Consider the following 686-nt stretch of genomic DNA (forward strand, 5'->3'; position numbering starts at 1 on the left):
CTAGCGGTGTCAGTCGTCATCAGGGAAGAATTACGAAAGCTGGAAACGCACATATTCGAAGAGTGCTAGTCGAATCGGCCTGGGGTTACCGTTATAGTCCTGCCATCAAAAAAACAATGAGGGAACGGATTTCCGGCTTGCCGCCAAAGGTGCAAGCTATAGCTTGGGCCGCGCAACAACGGTTACACAAAAAATACAAAGCAATGATGCGTATGGGAAAACACAAAGGGACGATCGTTACTGCAATCGCAAGGGAATTAGCTGGATTTGTATGGGTAATTGCGATGGAGATAGAAAAAATACAGCAATCGGAAAAAGCAGCGTAACGCAAAATCATGCATGAATAACCTAGCTAAAATGAATTGAGTCTAAGGATAGATGAAAGGAGGCGATGTTGGGAGAGATCATTTTTTACTTCGAAGGCAAAATCAGGCAAGGTGAAGGGAAATCCGCGAGAAGCGCTTGAGTTAGGTTTGGAACCAAATACTCGTCAATAGTTAGCGGTAAGCCCTTCAGACGTATGTAGAATGTGTGTGAATCCACGAATATCAGATTGCTAACCAGCGATTAGGTTTTTGCCTTCGAGCTAAGGAATGATCTACCCCTTCCCCTAAGGAATGTGCAGGAAGTACACCTCCCTGCACCCCGTTACTCGCCGTAAGGCAGGCCCGGCATATTCATGCCGT

At 46.1% G+C, this 686-nt stretch carries 1 protein-coding gene; it reads left to right on the forward strand.

Annotation, left to right across the window (positions count from 1 at the left end):
- A partial coding sequence (locus tag ACRRU2_RS28585) for a transposase (protein ID WP_432506839.1) occupies nucleotides 1-326 on the forward strand: 326 nt, incomplete at its 5' end.
- Nucleotides 327-686 lie beyond the last annotated feature (360 nt).

Source organism: Paenibacillus sp. GXUN7292, from assembly GCF_050864975.1.
In the GTDB taxonomy this organism is placed as follows: domain Bacteria; phylum Bacillota; class Bacilli; order Paenibacillales; family Paenibacillaceae; genus Pristimantibacillus.